Source organism: Staphylococcus pragensis (assembly GCF_004785665.1).
Taxonomy (GTDB): domain Bacteria; phylum Bacillota; class Bacilli; order Staphylococcales; family Staphylococcaceae; genus Staphylococcus; species Staphylococcus pragensis.
The window spans coordinates 808,107-823,370 of record NZ_SRPJ01000001.1; the positions used below are offsets into that span (position 1 = coordinate 808,107).

Annotated in this window: 13 protein-coding genes and 1 riboswitch; of the genes, 2 read left to right on the forward strand and 11 right to left on the reverse strand. The window is 32.1% G+C overall.

Features of this window, described 5'->3' with window-relative positions; genetic code table 11:
• Window positions 1-103 precede the first annotated feature (103 nt).
• The 4 genes from E2558_RS03975 to cmk form a co-directional block, all read right to left on the reverse strand.
• Window positions 104-1,102, reverse strand: a complete 999-nt coding sequence (locus tag E2558_RS03975; protein WP_126566908.1) for an NAD(P)H-dependent glycerol-3-phosphate dehydrogenase — start codon at window positions 1,100-1,102, stop codon at window positions 104-106.
• A 15-nt stretch (window positions 1,103-1,117) separates the two neighbouring features.
• Window positions 1,118-2,428: a ribosome biogenesis GTPase Der gene (der, locus tag E2558_RS03980; protein ID WP_126566909.1), complete on the reverse strand. Its 1,311-nt coding sequence runs from the start codon at window positions 2,426-2,428 to the stop codon at window positions 1,118-1,120.
• Window positions 2,429-2,640: 212 nt separating this feature from the next.
• The gene (gene rpsA / locus E2558_RS03985) at window positions 2,641-3,819 is read right to left on the reverse strand and encodes a 30S ribosomal protein S1 (RefSeq protein WP_126566910.1); all 1,179 of its coding nucleotides are present in this window, start codon (window positions 3,817-3,819) and stop codon (window positions 2,641-2,643) included.
• Between the two features lie 309 nt (window positions 3,820-4,128).
• The gene (cmk, locus tag E2558_RS03990) at window positions 4,129-4,791 is read right to left on the reverse strand and encodes a (d)CMP kinase (protein WP_126566911.1); all 663 of its coding nucleotides are present in this window, start codon (window positions 4,789-4,791) and stop codon (window positions 4,129-4,131) included.
• A gap of 76 nt (window positions 4,792-4,867) precedes the next feature.
• On the opposite strand from cmk, the gene E2558_RS03995 reads away from it, so the two are divergent.
• On the forward strand, window positions 4,868-5,836 hold the full coding sequence (locus tag E2558_RS03995; protein ID WP_126566912.1) for an asparaginase: 969 nt from the start codon (window positions 4,868-4,870) through the stop codon (window positions 5,834-5,836).
• 56 nt (window positions 5,837-5,892) lie between these two features.
• Here E2558_RS03995 and ypdA read toward each other — a convergent pair whose 3' ends face one another.
• The 4 genes from ypdA to E2558_RS04015 form a co-directional block, all read right to left on the reverse strand.
• A complete protein-coding gene (gene ypdA / locus E2558_RS04000; RefSeq protein WP_126566913.1) occupies window positions 5,893-6,879 on the reverse strand; it encodes a bacillithiol disulfide reductase YpdA in 987 nt (328 codons plus the stop codon).
• 285 nt (window positions 6,880-7,164) lie between these two features.
• Window positions 7,165-8,805, reverse strand: a complete 1,641-nt coding sequence (ebpS, locus tag E2558_RS04005) for an elastin-binding protein EbpS (RefSeq protein ID WP_126566914.1) — start codon at window positions 8,803-8,805, stop codon at window positions 7,165-7,167.
• A 148-nt stretch (window positions 8,806-8,953) separates the two neighbouring features.
• Window positions 8,954-10,333 (reverse strand): RecQ family ATP-dependent DNA helicase, encoded by a 1,380-nt coding sequence (locus E2558_RS04010; protein WP_126566915.1) that lies wholly within the window; start codon window positions 10,331-10,333, stop codon window positions 8,954-8,956.
• Window positions 10,320-11,279: a helix-turn-helix domain-containing protein gene (locus E2558_RS04015; RefSeq protein WP_126566916.1), complete on the reverse strand. Its 960-nt coding sequence runs from the start codon at window positions 11,277-11,279 to the stop codon at window positions 10,320-10,322. Before E2558_RS04015 ends, E2558_RS04010 begins: the two co-directional genes overlap by 14 nt.
• Before the next feature lie 109 nt (window positions 11,280-11,388).
• Here E2558_RS04015 and E2558_RS04020 point away from each other — a divergent pair, with 109 nt between their 5' ends.
• Window positions 11,389-11,637: a ferredoxin gene (locus E2558_RS04020; RefSeq protein ID WP_002449743.1), complete on the forward strand. Its 249-nt coding sequence runs from the start codon at window positions 11,389-11,391 to the stop codon at window positions 11,635-11,637.
• Between the two features lie 167 nt (window positions 11,638-11,804).
• Here E2558_RS04020 and E2558_RS04025 read toward each other — a convergent pair whose 3' ends face one another.
• The 3 genes from E2558_RS04025 to E2558_RS04035 all read right to left on the reverse strand — a co-directional run bounded on the left by E2558_RS04025 (window position 11,805) and on the right by E2558_RS04035 (window position 15,130).
• Complete coding sequence (locus E2558_RS04025; RefSeq protein WP_126566917.1) at window positions 11,805-12,350, reverse strand: ECF transporter S component; 546 nt, start codon at window positions 12,348-12,350, stop codon at window positions 11,805-11,807.
• A gap of 64 nt (window positions 12,351-12,414) precedes the next feature.
• Window positions 12,415-12,541: riboswitch (FMN riboswitch) on the reverse strand.
• A gap of 128 nt (window positions 12,542-12,669) precedes the next feature.
• A complete protein-coding gene (locus tag E2558_RS04030) occupies window positions 12,670-14,424 on the reverse strand; it encodes an ATP-binding protein (protein WP_126566918.1) in 1,755 nt (584 codons plus the stop codon).
• Window positions 14,405-15,130 carry a response regulator gene (locus E2558_RS04035; RefSeq protein ID WP_126566919.1) on the reverse strand — a complete coding sequence of 242 codons (726 nt, stop codon included), beginning with the start codon at window positions 15,128-15,130 and terminating at the stop codon, window positions 14,405-14,407. The genes E2558_RS04030 and E2558_RS04035 overlap by 20 nt, the downstream gene beginning before the upstream one ends.
• Between the last annotated feature and the right edge of the window lie 134 nt (window positions 15,131-15,264).

The following is a 15,264-nucleotide window of genomic DNA, read 5'->3' on the forward strand; positions in this document are numbered from 1 at the left end:
AGAATTGGCATTACCGCAACGATTTAAACGCTCAAAACACTGAAATATCAGCTTTTATACACTCAATTCAAAGAAATTTTACAATAAAGTGTAATTTAACACCTTATTCAGCTTTTTTATCGCGTCCCATTAAATCTTTAACGCTATCTTTTACAGGTTTATTTTCAAATAAAACCTTATATAAAGCATTAGTAATAGGCATGTCAACATGTTGTTCTTTAGCTAGATGGTAAACTGAATTAGTCGTATAAATTCCTTCTACAACCATATTCATTTCACTAAGCGCTTCTTCAGTCGTCTGGCCTTTCCCTAATTTATAGCCAAGCGTAAAATTACGAGAATGTGTAGAAGTACAAGTTACAATTAAATCTCCAATACCGCCTAATCCTAAAAACGTCATTGGATCGGCACCCAACTTTTCCCCTAATCTACTAATCTCAGCTAAACCTCTAGTCATTAAAGCTGCTTTAGCATTATCTCCGTAGCCCATACCGGCTACAATTCCACTAGCTACAGCAATAATATTTTTTAAAGCGCCACCTAATTCTACACCTACTAGATCATTGTTTGTATATACACGTAAATAATCGTTCATGAATAAATCTTGGATAAGTTTACTAATTTTTTCATCTTTAGAAGAAGCAGCTACAGTTGTTGGTTGTTTAATAACAACTTCTTCGGCATGGCTAGGACCAGATAGTACGCCAATACCTCCATTGTGGTTTTCTGAAATTGAGTCTTCAATCATTTCAGAAACACGTTTGAAAGTATCATTTTCTATACCTTTAGCAACATGAATAAAAATCTTCTTTGAATCAATAAGTTGATCAATTTGACTTGTAATTTCTCTAATTGCTTTTGTAGGGAGAGCGATTAAATAGATATCAGTAAAATCTACAGCCTCTTTAATATCAGAAGTTGCTCGAATACCTTCATCCAGTTTAGCTTCTTTTAAATATCGTTTATTTTGATGATGTTTATTTAGTTCATCAACACTTTCTTCATTCTTCCCCCACATTAAAACAGTGTGACCATTTTCAGCTAGTACATTAGCGAGTGCAGTACCAAAGCTTCCCATACCAAAAACAGTAATCTTAGTCATAGTGAAATCTCCTTTTTAATTTCTTCTACGTGGAATGATGTGAATTGGTGTACCTTCAAATCCGAACGCATTTCTGATTTGGTTTTCAAGATAACGTTTATAAGAAAAATGCATTAATTCAACATCATTAACAAAAACAACAAACGTTGGAGGTTCAATAGCAACTTGAGTTGTATAGAATACATTCAATCTGCGCCCTTTGTCCGTTGGCGTAGGATTCATTGAGATCGCATCCGTTACTACTTCATTAAGTGTAGAACTTTGAACACGTTTTTTATGATTTTCACTTGCCTCATTAATATAAGGGAATAACGTACGTAAACGTGTTCTTTCTTTCGCAGAAACAAAGGCGATTTGAGCATAATCTAAGAATTGGAATTGATTACGGACGTCATCCGCAAATTTTTTCATCGTATTACTATCTTTTTCAACAGTATCCCATTTATTAACGACAATAACGATAGCTTTACCTTCTTCATGGGCATAACCAGCTACACGTTTATCTTGTTCAATAATACCTTCTTCAGCATCAATTACGATTAATACAACATTAGAGCGTTCAATAGCTTTAAGTGCACGCAATACTGAATATTTCTCAGTTGATTCGTATACTTTCCCTTTTTTACGCATACCAGCTGTATCTATCAAGACATAATCTTGGCCATCATAGCTATACTCAGTATCTACAGCGTCTCGAGTTGTACCTGCAACATTAGAAACAATAACACGTTCTTCGCCTAATATCGCATTGACTAAACTTGATTTCCCTACATTCGGACGTCCAATAATTGATAAGCGAATTGTATCTTCGTCATAAAGTTCTTCCGTATCTTCTTTAAAATGTTTCACCACTTCATCTAGTAAATCCCCTAGTCCTAATCCGTGAGAACCAGAAATTGGATAAGGATCGCCAAATCCTAATGAGTAGAAATCAAAAATATCATTTCGCATTTCAGGATTATCGACTTTATTAACCGCCAATACTACTGGCTTTTTAGATTTATATAACATTTGAGCGACCATTTCATCACTTTGCGTTAAACCTTCACGTACATTAACCATAAAGATAATAACGTCAGCTTCATCAATGGCAATTTCTGCTTGTGCTCTAATTTGGGTTTGAAAAGGCGCATCACCAATTTCAATACCACCTGTATCAATAATATTAAATTCATGTGTTAACCATTCACCTGATGAGTAGATACGATCACGAGTGACACCAGGTGTATCTTCAACGATTGATACACGCTCACCTACTACTCTATTAAATATTGTAGATTTCCCTACGTTTGGTCTACCTACAATAGCTACAATAGGTTTCGTCATAAGCTAACTTCCTCTCTATCTAAAATCTATATAATTTTATCATATGACCTACTGATTTAAAACTAACTATATAACGTCTATCTTTAAATTCTTTTCTGATATGCTCATCTATGTTTATCCTTAACATAAATTATCCACTTAATATAAAAAATCCCAATTAAAGGAATTAAACTTTAATTGGGAGATACATTAGTTAAAATTTAAATGTCATATTAGAATTTTAAATCTTTAAATTTGTCACCGAAAACGTCCCCTAATGTTGGGTTATCGTCATCAGTATCATTGCTTAAATAACTTTGAGTTGTAGCTTCATCGCTTTCGATTAAATCTTCTTTAGGTAAAGTAGCTTTAATTGATAAAGAAATACGTTCATTTTCTTCATCAATACCTAAAATTTTAACATTTACTTGTTGACCTGGTTCTAAAACCTCACCTGGCGTACCGATATGTTTATGGTCGATTTCAGAAATATGAACAAGACCTTGTACACCTGGAGCAATTTCCACAAATGCACCGAAGTTTGCTAAACGAACGACTTTACCTTCGATAACATCATCTTCATGGAATTCACCTTTAATACGTTCAAATGGAGTTGGGAGCGTATCTTTTATTGATAATGAAATACGTTCAGAATCTTTTTCAACAGATTTTACTTTAACATCTACTTCTTGACCTACAGAAACAACATCTTCTGGAGAATCAACATGCTCATGAGAAAGTTCTGAAACGTGAACTAAACCATCTACGCCACCAATATCCACAAATGCACCAAAGTTAGTTAAGCGAGCAACTTTACCTTTAATAACATCGCCTTCATTAAGTGACTCTAATAATGAAGCTTTTTTAACATCGTTTTCAGCTTGCTCTACAGCTTTACGGCTTAAAATGACTCTATTATTTTCTGGGTCTAATTCTTCAACTTTAATGCGAATTGTTTGTCCCTCAAATACAGAGAAATCTTCAATGAAATCAGTTGAAATTAGAGAAGCAGGTACGAAACCTCTTTGACCAACGTCAACAACTAATCCACCTTTAACTACTTCAGTAACTTTAGCTTCAATCACTTCATCATTATCAAGTTTTTCTTGTAAATATTCATATGATTTTTCAGTTTCAAGTTGACGTTTTGATAAGATATATGCACCAGAGTCATTTTCTTCATCAATTTCAATTTTAGTAACATATGCTTCAACCTCATCGCCTTCTTTAACCACTTCGTTAGGGTTCTCGATGTGATGAGTTGAAAGTTGGCTAATTGGAATAATACCATTATATTTAGCACCATCAATATGCACTACAACTTGTTTGTCTTCAACTTGTTGAACCTTTCCAGTGACTTTGTCACCTTCTTTAATATCATTAATCATTGATTCATTGAATTCTTCAGTCATCTTGTTTGCCTCCTTATACACTACATAACTATAACATCTTATAAACTAACAGAATTGTCAAGAAATTCCCCTTTAGTTTCATAAGTTTTTAAAAAAGATATCAATTTTTAAAATTATTTAATATTGAGCAATCAGTTATTTGTATTATTGATTATTAATAATAATTTTTCATCAATATGATATATTTTAGGTTATAGTTATTTATCATTTTCTTTCTCATTAATAATTATATAAGACAAAAAAAGCTATTTAAAATAATTCGCATTATCCATAATGAATAGCACGAATTAATTTAAATAGCTGTGTATATTATTTTCTTAAATTGTTTACCATTGTCATGATTTCATTAGTAACTTCTTCGATGGTTTTACTAGTTGTATCAAGAGTAATTGCATCATCAGCTTTTCTTAACGGTGAAATTTCACGGTTCATATCATAGTGATCTCTGTCAGCAATTTCCTGTTTTAACTGTTCTAATGTTGAAGGTATGCCGCGCTCCTCATTTTCTTTTTGACGTCTTTCAGCACGTTCTTCAACAGATGCAATCATGTACACTTTTAATTCAGCATCAGGAAGGACTACTGTACCAATATCTCTTCCATCCATTACGATACCTTTCTTAGCTGCTAAATCTTTTTGTTTTTCAACTGCAAAAGTACGAACGGGTTCTTTAGATGCAACATAAGATACATTTTGTGTGACATCATTTTCACGTAAATAGTCAGTAACATCTTGATTATCTAGTATAATACGTTGTCCTTTAGCATCATCATATTTTAATTCTAACGTAGTGTTATTAACAAGTTTTTGAAAATCTTCCGGACGTTGTTGTTGTAAGTATTTATAAGTAATAGCACGATACATTGCTCCAGTATCCACATATATCATTGATAATTTACTAGCTACTCGTCTAGCGATGGTACTTTTACCTGCAGCTGCAGGGCCGTCCAATGCAATATTAATTGACTCCATGATTATTTTTCCTTCCTTGTTGTTTTATTTGTATTATTTTATCATAAATATGTAAATTAAAAATAGGAGGAATTTAATGAAACATCTTCTTGTTATCCATACAGGCGGGACGATTAGCATGTCTCAAAATCAATTTAGTCAAGTAGTGACTAATGAGGTAAATCCCATCTCATTACATAAAGATATTATTAATGAATATGCTCATGTAAATGAAGTTCATCCATTTAATATTCCCTCTCCACATATTACAATCCAACATATTATTGAACTACGTAATACCATACTACAGTCTTCTAAAGAGAATATATATGATGGTTTTGTCATTACACATGGCACTGATACGTTGGAGGAAACAGCGTATTTATTAGATTTACTTATTAACATCAAACAACCAATTGTTATTACTGGTGCGATGAGATCTTCAAATGAAATTGGTGCAGATGGCTTATATAATTTTATTTCTGCTATAAGAGTAGCCTCATCGGATGAAGCTCGTGAAAATGGTGTAATGGTAGTATTCAATGATGAAATACATACGGCTAGAAATGTTACTAAAACACACACATCGAACATTAATACATTTCAAAGTCCTAATCAAGGACCATTAGGTATTCTGACTAAAGATAATATTCATTTTTATAGTCGTCCGTATCAACAACAGGCGTTGAAAATGATTGATACAGAAAAAAATGTGCCACTTTTAAAGGCCTATATGGGTATGCAAAGTGATGTTTTAAAATTTTATGCAGAGCGACAAGTGGATGGAATAGTTATTGAAGCGCTTGGACAAGGAAATTTGCCACCAAGTTGCCTAGAAGGTATCGAGGCTTGTTTGAATAATAATATCCCTATCGTTATTGTATCGCGTTCATTTAATGGAATAGTTAGTCCAGTATACGCTTATGAAGGTGGCGGATATTACTTATCTAAAAAAGGATTAATCTTTTCAAATGGTTTAAATGGTCCTAAAGCAAGATTGAAATTATTGGTCGGTTTAAGTAATGATATGAACTTAGAAACGCTAGAAACTTATTTTGAACAGTAATTTATAAATTAAAAGCGGAACAGACAATGATATCTGTTCCGCTTTTGTCGCTTTGTTTAGCTTTCAAGTGGCGTTTGTTTTTTACTTAATATACTTTGAGTAATAATACCGCCGTGATATTTCCCATTTTCAATGAAAATAGAGTTATTGTCATTTCCAGCAGCAATAACCCCCGCTATATAACAATTCTCAACATTTGTTTCAAACGTTTCTTTGTTATGAACAGGCGCGGTACCAAATTCATTTGTATTAATTTCAATGCCGATAGAACGTAAGAATTCATAATCTGGATGATAGCCTATCATCGCAAACACATAATCATTTGGAATTTCAATTGTTTTACCATTTTTTTCATAGATAACGCTATCTTCAGTAATTTCAATTACGTTTGCATTAAATTCCATTGTAATCTTTTCATGATTTACTAATGATTCAAAGTTCGGTAAAATCCATGGTTTAATAGCTGCTGAATAGCGATCTCCTCTATAAAGTACGGTCACTTTAGCGCCTGCTTTTTCTAATTCAAGTGCGGCATCAACTGCAGAGTTTTTACCGCCAATCACTGTTACATGTTGATTGAAGTATGGATGTGCTTCTTTAAAATAATGTTGAACTTTAGGTAAATCTGCGCCTTTAACTTCCAACGTATTGTGTTGACCGTAATACCCAGTTGCAACAGTTAAAAATTTACATTCATAGACGTCTTTAGTAGTAGTAATCGTAAATTTATTATCGATTTTTTTAACAGTTAAAACTTCTTCGAAAGCGTTAACTCTTAAATTATGGTGTTTAACTACCTCTCTATAATATACAAGAGCTTGATTTCGACGTGGCTTACTTTCTTCAACGATAAAAGGTATATCGCCAATACTTAATTTATCACTTGAAGAGAAGAACGTTTGGTGTGTTGGATATTTATAAATTGCATCCACTATATTACCTTTCTCAATTACAAGTGTTTCAATACCCTTTTTCTTTTGCTCGATTGCAGCGCTTAAACCGCATGGGCCTCCACCGATAATAATACTCTCAACGATTTGCATGTTTTTGGCCTCCTTTAATCACCAATATATTATAGCAGTTAAGTCCCTTTTTCTAAATAGAAAAACATTTACAAGTTATAAGATAGTAAATTAATAAAGCAAACAATAAAATAGGAGCAGAACAGAAATTAAAATAATTTCATCGTCCTGCCCTAGGGATGACTAGATATGAGAAAAGATGAATTTAAGCGCATTTTCATATCAATCAGCTACTGCCAAATGTAAAAAAGACTGGGACAATTAATAATTGTCCCAGCCTGTTCTCTAGAATTAATTTTAAATAGCTTATTGAGGAATAACTAATTTTTCACCGTTAGTGATATTGTTACTTGTTAAACCATTAGCTTGTTTAATTTTATTTACATTTTCAATTGTACCTTGACCATAATATTGAATAGCAATACGGTATAAGTTTTCATTACCTGATACTACGTGTGTTTGTTGACCAGCAGTAGCATTATTTGATTGATTGTTATTACCATTTGAATTTTGGCTATTATTTTGAGTAGCCTGTGAATTACCATTGTTATTATCGCTATTACTATTATTATCAGAAGAGTTATTTGAACTATTTTCTGAAGAAGATGCACTATTATTTTCATTTGTTGTTGCGCCAGTTGAAGCACTGTTATCTTTGTCTTTAGCTGCGCTGTTTTCAGAAGATTTATCTTCAGTTGTCGCATTTTCATCCGATTTATTATCATTTACATTTGATTTTTCGTTTGATTCGCTTGATTTGTCTGCTTTATTATCTTCAGTAGTTTTATCTTTTGAGTTATCTTTTTCATCAGATTTTTGTGAAGTTTGCTCTGTAGTATTCTCTTCTTTAGTGCCATCCTTATCTTTATTATCATTATTTAAATACATACCAATGAAGATAGCTAAAGCAGCTAAAATTAATAACAATGCAAGTAATGGTAATAAAATACCCATTAATCCACGTTTTTTCTTACCATCGTGAGCTTGGAAGCTATCATGATTATCATATCTATCATTATCACGATAATCGTCACGGTGGTTACGTGCTTCATTATGATGGTCATCACGTGTATTATGATGATCTAAGTCATTATCTTTAGAATGGTGTTTTTTATTTTTAGAAGCAGCTACACCTGCAGCTCCAGCAGCTCCGGCAGCACCTGCACCAATTGCAGCTGTTTTGCCTTTACTATGTTTTTTATGGTTGTCACGTGCACGATTTGTATCGTCATCGTATTTATCATTATCACGATCACGAGAATTTCTATCATTATCTAAGTGATCTCTGTCATCGCGATAATCTTTTCTGTTATCACGAGAATCTACACGATTGTTTTTACGATTTTTCTTCTTATTTTTATTATGACCCGCAGCAGCTCCGGCAGCTCCAGCACCACCAGCAATTGCAGCATCTTTACCGTTAACTAAGCGATCATCTTGATCATGTTCAAGATTTTCATCATGACGTTGATCTCTTCTGATATCTCTACCATCTCTACGATTTCTGTAACCATCTTCTTCTTGATCAAAATCACGATGACGACGGTCATTATCATTTAAACGGTCATTTTCAAAATCATCTTCGAAGTCATCATAATTGTTAGAACGTCTATCGTTATTACGATGATTTCTGTTTGAATAATCTGATTCATTTTCAAAGCGATCATTATGTACGTCTTCAAAAGCTTCTTCATCGTAACGATCGTCTAATGACCCTTCATTGTTGTAGTCATTTGGTTGGTCATCAAATTTCTTACTACGATTTGTTGCTTGATTACGTCTTCTTTGACGTCTTTGTGCATTTCTTGGTGGAAATTGTTGATCTGATTGATTATCAAATTCATCGATAGTTTCATCAGAGTTGTGATTTGTATGTTCGAATTGATCGTCTGAATCAATTGATTGACGATTTTTTTCGAAGTCATCTCTAAAATTATTTTTAGACATGGCTAACATCCTTTCTTAATTAATTATTTAATTGTCACATACTTTATACCCTTGAATATAGCAAATATGTATCATTTTTAACATTTTTTATAAAACATTTGGTGATTTAATTATATCCTGTATAAAATATCATAGTAAAGAAAAGCACCTAATATTTGAATAAATTTTTAAGTTTTTCATTATAATTAAATTTTCTCTTTACTTTTTTTCTATTAAAACAATTTAGAGAAGTTAAGTTAGAATCAATATCGCAACATTGGTTAGGCTTAGCAGGTACTTCTCCAAAGAACTCAAGTAAGTAACTTCTTCGACATTGATCGAGACTTGTATAACCAATCATGCGTTGATAGCCTAGCTTTTTACGGATTAATGATGTTTTAAATATTTTTTTAAGCTGTATAATTGAATATCTTTGGCGCAAAACGTCTAATATCTCTTGTTTATTAGGAGGTAAAAAGGCACCTAAATCATAGGTTTCTACATCTTCAGCTAAAATCGCATCATTAAATAGCAGCGTTTCAAGAATAAAACTATCATCAGGTTGGAAAAGACTAATGGCTTGACTTTGTTTTCCGTCTCTTCCTGCTCTACCGATTTCTTGTAAATAATTTGATGGACTCGTGGATAAGTGAAAATGAATTACAGTGCGAATGTCCTTTTTATTAACTCCCATTCCAAAAGCACTTGTTGCAACAATGACAGGAATAAAATTATTAATAAATTGTTGTTGCACAGTATGACGTTCTTGATAAGATAAATCACCATGATAAATTCCAGTTAGATAACCTTTTTTATAAATGAGATTAGCCAGTTCGAAACACATTTTCTTAGATGAAACATAAATAATTGTAGGTCCTGAAGTTTCCAAGAATTCGAGCAACCAAGTGATTTTGTCATCATCACTTTCAAAATTGATGTGAGAAAATGAAATATTATCTCTATTCATGGTAGTTTTGATAGTTTTAAACTTAATTTTTAAAATTGTTTCTAAATCTTCTGGGAGATGTGGTGGTGCTGTAGCTGTGAGCGCTAATATGGTTGCAGATTTGAAAAACTGTGTAATCTGTCCTACTAACGCATAATGTGGACGAAAATCATATCCCCATTCAGATAAACAGTGTGCTTCATCTAATACAATTAATCCAAAATTGATTTGATTGATAAGCTCAAAATGATTAGATTGTAATAAAAATTCTGGACTTAAAAATATAAAGCGACTTTTCTTTAATAAGTTGATATTTTCCTTTTTTTCTTGCTCTTCCATACCAGAATGAATATAGCTGACATGCTTTTCACCTTGTGCTTTCAGTTGCATGACTTGGTCATCCATTAATGATATTAAGGGAGAAATAATAAGCGTAGGCTGTTGTTTCATATAAGTTGGAAATTGGTAACATAAACTTTTACCACTACCAGTTGGTAGAACGCCTAGCGTGTGTTGGCCATTAAGAATGCTTTCAATTATTTCACATTGCCCTGGATTAAAAGCGTCATACCCAAACCATTCTTTAAGCTTATCTTCCAACATTAATATCACCTCTTTCGATACCTACAATAATTAATTTGATTTGAAAATATGATAATTGCTCGAATTGATTTTTATATATTTTCAAACGTTCCCCTCTATTATTAACGTAAAATTTTTCAAAATCATAAATGAAATGTTCATCAACATAATCAGTATACTCATGGAAATAGCCTTTAATGAATAACTCCAATACATGATCTTCTATAGTATTCACTTTCACATTTTGTATTACAGCAACTTCATCCATTGTAATCCCTCGAAGTAATTGCTTTTGTGATAATGCCGTTTTATTTAATAACGGAGGTAATATAATTAACTTAGAAAGTATTGGAAATTGGTCCTTTTGTTCGAGGGCATACATCAGTTCCACTAAATCGTTAAGTTCTAATGTAAATAAATCCGTTATAGGAATATCTTCAATTAGACTCACTTGTTGACGCGTATACATTTGCTCATCAAAACCTTGTAAATAATAATGGATATAACAGCAATTGTCATTTTGAGTATAAATAGTATGAAATAATTGTGATAATTCTTCTTGGAAATCTTCAATTAACTCATGATTTATAATATCTAAATAAACCTGTTTCACGCGTTGTTGAACTTTTAATTGCTGGGAAATAGGAATAAACTTCAGCTCATTATTAAGATAATGAGTGATCGATTGAACTAATAATTGAATACAACTATAAGTATTGATTAAACTATCATATGTAAATCTTGTATGAATTTTAAGTTGAATTTGATTACTTTCATTATTTTGAACATATTGCTCAAAAGACGGATATTTTAATTTAGGAAAACTATGATATAATGATAAAAGTTGTTGAGAACAAGCATCAAAAAATGTTTGATGTGATTTTTTTCCGCATAATATATTGTAAATACTTTTATCAGTTTTATAATTAAATGTGTGTCTATACGCATATGAAAAGATATCGTACATAGGTGAATCCTCACTTTATGAAACTTATAAATTAGAAATTAAATTAATCGATGTCTGAATTAACATTTGTTATACTAGTGTAGCATTTTTATCAAAGGAGGCGAAGAAATTGGCAAAGTATACAATCGTTGATATGGATACCTGTATAGCTTGTGGTGCATGTGGCGCAGCAGCACCAGATATTTATGATTATGACGACGAAGGTATTGCTTTCGTAATCCTTGATGATAATCAAGGTACTGCAGAAGTACCAGAAGAATTATATGAAGATATGGAAGACGCTCTTGAAGGTTGTCCAACAGATTCAATTAAAATTGAAGAGGAACCATTCGATGGCGATGCATTAAAATTTGAATAGTAAGTTAAATTTGATTATATCACTATATTATATAGATAGCCGACAAAGTTGCATGCTTTGTCGGTTTTATTTTTTATTTCGAAATGCATTGAGTATAAATTAGGCACGAAATTGGAAAAGACTGGAACCTTATTGATTCCAGTCTCGATTTCAAATAAATTCATATTCTATTTAAGAACTCTTTTTAAACGTTGATATAAAAGTATAAAAATAATAGAAATGATAATTCCTTTAATGATGTTGAAAGGAATGATTCCAGATAAAATTATAATTTTTAAATTGGTAAAGACATCGCCTAAGTTAAAAATCATGCCATATAAAGGTAATAAGACGAAGTAATTTAAAATACTTAGAACAACTGTCATAACAATCGTACCTACCGCTAAACCAATAACTAAGGAACGATTAGAATGAGAGAATTTTTTCTTACTAACATAATAAGCAGATAATAAGAAACTTACGCCAGCTAAAAAGTTAGCAACGGGCCCTACAGGATCTCCCATATTAAAAATAAAATTTAATATATTTTTTACTAAAGCTACTATGACACCTGCTAAGGGGCCAAATGTAAATGTAGCTAATAATGTTGGTACATCACTAAAGTCTAATGTTAAGTATGGTGGTAAAAAAGGCAATGGAAATTTTATAAATGTTAATATAAATGCAATTGCGCTTAACATACTTATAGTAATGAGGCGTTTATTTTGTTGCATATTCAATTTTCTCCTTCCATTCATCTTGCATAGAATAGGAGGATAATTTTGCACAACAAAAAACCTCCATCTTCTCCCATCCAGACTATACTGTCGGCTTCAGATTTACACTGAATCAGCCACTTCAAAGAAGCGGGTCGCAGGCTTATTTTACTGCCGGTCGGGACTCTCACCCTACCCCGAAGATGAATTTCGTATTTATTAATTTAAATTAAATATTACATTAAGGAAAAAGTTTGTGCAATACTCATGCTCAATTCAAAATAAAATTCCCACTTAATCTTTTAGTTTTTAAAGATTAAGTGGGTCAAAGTAATGATTATTCAGGTTTAGGTAATTTAATAATAAAAGTTGTTCCCTTACCTAATGTACTTTCTACGGAAATATTACCACCATGTTCTTCGATAATCATTTTACAAATGAATAATCCTAAACCAGTACCTTGTTTACCACGTGTTCTTGAGGCTTCTACTTTATAAAACCTATCAAAGACTAAATCAAGATGTTCAGGTGCAATACCGCTACCAGTATCCTTTACATACAGAATTTGATAATTATCATCTTCTGAAGTCATGATACTGATTTTGTCACCCGGTTTAGTATAACGCGTCGCATTATCAATCAAATTAGTAAGTACTTGATCAATACGATCAGCATCATATTCCCATGGTGTCTCATCCACATTTGGAAGTAAATTCATATCAATTTCTAAATCATGGGCTTGTTGTCTATATTTCATTTGAATTTTAGATAGCAAGGGCTTAATAGGCTGAACTTCTTTATTTACAGTTAAACCTTCAGCATCCATACGAGCTACATTGAGTAATTCATTAACAAGACGATTCAATCGTTTTGTTTCATCTAATACAATTGATAGAGAATCTCTGATCTCCTCAGGTTCTGTTACGATACCGTCTACAATAGACTCAGTGTAACCCTGTAATAAAGAGATAGGTGTACGTAATTCATGAGATACATTAGCAATGAAATCTTTTTTCATTTGATCGAGATTGTGCTCATTGGTCATATCTCTAATAATAACTACAATGCCACTGCGTCCATCTTGTTGAATACGAGGAATATAGCTCATAATAAATACGTAAAATTTACCATTAAATTCATAATCTTGGAATTCAGTAGTTTTTGAAGTAAATGTTATTTCAATTTGTTTCTCAATTTTTTTATAGGTCGTTTTATCAATAGTTGGGATAATGTCATCTGCCATTTTATTAGATAAGATGACTTCCCTATTATCATTAATGCCTAATACGCCTTCTACCATTGAATTAATTAAGCTATCACGAATATTTCTTTGAGTTGAAATAGCTTCAATATGCTCTTGAATCTCATAGCTCATATTGTTAAAAGTTCGTGATAATTCTCCGATTTCATCTTTTGTTGATACAGTCGTCTTTTGAGAATAATCTCCTTTTGACACGTTAAATGCTTGTGTGCGCAATTGTCGTAAAGGTTTAGTAATTTTATTTGATAAGAAGAAAGCAAACACAGTTGAAGTTGCCAAGAAAATAATGGCAGTAATTAAAATAATAATGGTAATCGCATTATTAGTATCTTCAATTGTTTTTAAATCTTGATAAATAAACACGCCACTGTATTTGGAGTTACTATGATCTTGTGGTTGCATTGGATAACCTAATAATATATATGAACGTGAGTTTCCTTTATGATTAATTGTAACGTTCTGAGTAGCGGACTCGCCTTTAGTAAAAACTTTATTAAAATGACTATCATTATGAATTTCTTTCAACATTTTATTTTTCAATGGGGTATTTGTTGTTTCAGCGTCCATACTCTTATCTGCCATAATAATTCCGCCACCAGACCCATCGATAAGTTGTTGGCTGTGTTCAATGGCTAACTGCTTATTGTCTGCATGCTCTACTAAATGACTGATTCTAGAGGCATCAGATCTGATTTCGTTTTCCGTTTGCTGAGTATAATAATATTGAATAAATGTGATTAAGGCAGCACTCAATAAAATTAAAACTGTCGTTACTATAAGAATTATAGTTAACCACAGTTTTATAACTACACTATTTAGTCGGTTCGTCACTTGTTTTAACCTCAAATTTATAACCAACGCCCCAAACGGTTTGAATCATATGAGCAGCATCTGCAGAAACGCGATTTAGTTTTTCTCTTAAACGTTTTACGTGAGTATCAACAGTTCTTAAATCTCCATAAAATTCATAATGCCAAACCTCTTTAAGAAGTTGTTCACGATCAAATACTTTATTAGGTGTTTTAGCTAAATAGATAAGCAATTCATATTCTTTAGGCGTTAAATTAACTTGTTGGTTATCGGCTAACACTCTATGAGCGTCATTATCAATAACTAAGTGATTAAACTCAATAATATCTCTTGCGTGAGGTTCACTTTGTTCAGGTTTAGAAGATTGAGTTCTGCGCAATAATGCTTTAACTCTTAATACAACTTCTCTTGGAGAGAATGGTTTAACGATATAATCATCAGCCCCTGATTCAAAGCCTTCAACCCTATTCGTTTCTTCTCCTTTAGCTGTAAGCATAATAATAGGTGTATCTTTATGCTCACGCAATTTAGATGCCATTTCAATTCCATCCATTTCTGGAAGCATCAAGTCCAATAGAATGCACGCATAGTCATTTTCCATAGCAAGATTATATGCCTCTCGACCATCACTTGCTTCATGAATAGTAAACGATTCTCTTTCCAAATAGAGTTTCAATAATCTTCTAATTCTATCTTCATCGTCTACAATTAAAATTTCATTCGTCATTTTGCTCTACCTCCTACACATGCTCTTACTCTTCATATTATAGCACATAGACCTATTCAAATCTTTAATTTGTCCCTATATTGTGAAAAAAATATCAAATGAAATTTTGCGTAATTAATTTCATTTGATATTTG

What these genes read in the sequence shown, in the direction of transcription:
- E2558_RS04010 (WP_126566915.1), bottom strand. Translation starts at nt 10,333, where the DNA reads ATGTTGGAAGATAAGCTTAAAGAATGGTTTGGGTATGACGCTTTTAAT.
- ebpS (WP_126566914.1), bottom strand. Translation starts at nt 8,805, where the DNA reads ATGTCTAAAAATAATTTTAGAGATGACTTCGAAAAAAATCGTCAATCA.
- E2558_RS03995 (WP_126566912.1), top strand. Translation starts at nt 4,868, where the DNA reads ATGAAACATCTTCTTGTTATCCATACAGGCGGGACGATTAGCATGTCT.
- der (WP_126566909.1), bottom strand. Translation starts at nt 2,428, where the DNA reads ATGACGAAACCTATTGTAGCTATTGTAGGTAGACCAAACGTAGGGAAA.
- E2558_RS04015 (WP_126566916.1), bottom strand. Translation starts at nt 11,279, where the DNA reads ATGTACGATATCTTTTCATATGCGTATAGACACACATTTAATTATAAA.
- E2558_RS03975 (WP_126566908.1), bottom strand. Translation starts at nt 1,102, where the DNA reads ATGACTAAGATTACTGTTTTTGGTATGGGAAGCTTTGGTACTGCACTC.
- cmk (WP_126566911.1), bottom strand. Translation starts at nt 4,791, where the DNA reads ATGGAGTCAATTAATATTGCATTGGACGGCCCTGCAGCTGCAGGTAAA.
- rpsA (WP_126566910.1), bottom strand. Translation starts at nt 3,819, where the DNA reads ATGACTGAAGAATTCAATGAATCAATGATTAATGATATTAAAGAAGGT.
- E2558_RS04025 (WP_126566917.1), bottom strand. Translation starts at nt 12,350, where the DNA reads ATGCAACAAAATAAACGCCTCATTACTATAAGTATGTTAAGCGCAATT.
- ypdA (WP_126566913.1), bottom strand. Translation starts at nt 6,879, where the DNA reads ATGCAAATCGTTGAGAGTATTATTATCGGTGGAGGCCCATGCGGTTTA.
- E2558_RS04035 (WP_126566919.1), bottom strand. Translation starts at nt 15,130, where the DNA reads ATGACGAATGAAATTTTAATTGTAGACGATGAAGATAGAATTAGAAGA.